Annotated in this window: 3 protein-coding genes; all 3 read left to right on the top strand. The window is 66.0% G+C overall.

The window, feature by feature from the left end; all coding sequences use genetic code 11:
- On the top strand, positions 1–456 hold a 456-nt coding region (locus tag ACODS4_RS28080), incomplete at its 5' end, for an ABC transporter permease subunit (protein ID WP_488869171.1).
- 8 nt (positions 457–464) lie between these two features.
- Positions 465–1352 carry an ABC transporter ATP-binding protein gene (locus ACODS4_RS28075; RefSeq protein WP_488869169.1) on the top strand — a complete coding sequence of 296 codons (888 nt, stop codon included), beginning with the start codon at positions 465–467 and terminating at the stop codon, positions 1350–1352.
- Positions 1353–1374: 22 nt separating this feature from the next.
- Positions 1375–2033: ABC transporter ATP-binding protein (locus ACODS4_RS28070; protein WP_488869173.1), on the top strand; the 659-nt coding region annotated here is incomplete at its 3' end.

The following is a 2033-nucleotide window of genomic DNA, read 5'->3' as shown; positions in this document are numbered from 1 at the left end:
TTCACCCTGCGCATCCGCAAGCTGCCGCTGGGCCGCGCCTGGGAAGCCCTGCGCGAGGATGAGATCGCCAGCGCCTCGTTGGGCATCAACCGCACCAACATGAAGCTGGCGGCCTTCGCCATCGCCGCGATGTTCGGCGGCTTCGCCGGGTCCTTCTTCGCCACCCGCCAGGGCTTCATCAGCCCGGAAAGCTTCACCTTCATCGAATCGGCGATCATTCTGGCCATCGTCGTGCTGGGCGGCATGGGCAGCCAGGCGGGCGTCGTCGTGGCGACGCTGCTGGTCATCGGCCTGCCCGAAGCCTTCCGCGAGCTGGCCGACTACCGCATGCTGGCCTTCGGCATGGGCATGGTGGTGATTATGCTGTGGCGTCCGCGCGGCCTGCTGGCCCACCGCGACCCGACCATTCTTTTGCACGGCGGGAAAAAATCCGCCGCCGGGGGGGCCGCCCGATGAGCGTCGCGATGACTGACGACAAGCCTTTGTTGAGCGTTGAGCATCTGACCATGCGTTTTGGCGGTCTGGTGGCCAACAACGACGTGTCCTTTGTGGCGCGGGCGGGCGAGATCACCGCGCTGATCGGCCCGAACGGGGCCGGCAAGACGACGCTGTTCAACTGCGTCACCGGTTTTTACACCCCCACCGTGGGGCGGCTGACGCTGCGCCATCCGGACGGCAAGGAGTTCCTGCTGGAACGGATGCCGGGCTACCGCATCGCCCAACAGGCGGGCGTGGCGCGCACCTTCCAGAACATCCGCCTGTTCGGCGGCATGAGCGTTCTGGAAAACCTGATCGTCGCCCAGCACAACAAGCTGATGCGGGCCTCGGGCTTCGCCATCGCCGGTCTGCTGGGGCTGCCGACCTACCGGGCGGCGGAAAAGGAAGCGCTCGATCTGGCCAAATATTGGCTGGACCGGGTGAAGCTGACCGAATTCGCCGATTGGGAGGCGGGCAACCTGCCCTACGGCGCGCAGCGCCGTCTGGAAATCGCGCGCGCCATGTGCACGGAGCCGGTGCTGCTGTGCCTGGACGAACCGGCGGCGGGCCTGAACCCGCGCGAATCGGGCGATCTGGCCGAAATCCTGACCTTCATCCGCGACGCCCGCAACCCGAACGGGCGGCAAACCGGCGTGCTGCTGATCGAGCATGACATGAGCGTGGTGATGCGCATTTCCGACCATGTGGTGGTGCTGGATTACGGTCGGAAGATTTCCGACGGCGACCCGAATTCGGTGAAGAACGACCCGGCGGTGATCCGCGCCTATCTGGGCGAGGACGAGGACGCCGACCTGCCGCCGGAGGTCGCCGCCGACCTCAGCGCTTCGGCGCCCGCCGCGCAGAAGGGGGCCTGAAGCCATGAGCGACACAACACCCATGCTCAAAGTGTCGGGCGTCCACACCTTCTACGGCGCGATCGAAGCCCTGAAGGGCATCGACATCGACATCAACGCGGGCGAAATCGTTTCGTTGATCGGGGCCAACGGGGCGGGGAAATCCACCCTGCTGATGACGCTGTGCGGCAGCCCGCGCGCCCGCCAGGGCCGCGTCCATTTCGAGGGCGAGGACATCACCGACCTGCCGACCCACGAGATCGTGCGGCGCGGCATCGCGCAAAGCCCGGAAGGCCGACGGATTTTCCCGCGCATGAGCGTGCTGGAAAATCTGCAAATGGGGTCCATCGTCGCCCAACCGGGCAGCTTCGACCGCGAGTTGGAACGGGTGCTGACCCTGTTCCCCCGCCTGAAGGAGCGCATCAACCAGCGGGCGGGCACCATGTCGGGCGGCGAGCAGCAGATGCTGGCCATCGGCCGGGCGCTGATGAGCCAACCGCGCCTGCTGCTGCTGGACGAACCCTCGCTGGGCCTGGCCCCGCTGATCGTCAAACAAATCTTCGCGGTCATCAAAGAGATCAACCGCGAGCAGAAGATGACGGTCTTCATGGTGGAGCAGAACGCCTTCCACGCGCTGAAGCTGGCCCATCGCGGCTATGTGATGGTGAACGGCAAGATCACGATGACGGGATCGGGCGCGGC

It is taken from the genome of Azospirillum sp. FG154 (assembly GCF_057809575.1).
Note: the sequence above shows the minus strand (reverse complement) of the source record. Positions and strands in the feature narration are given on the sequence as shown.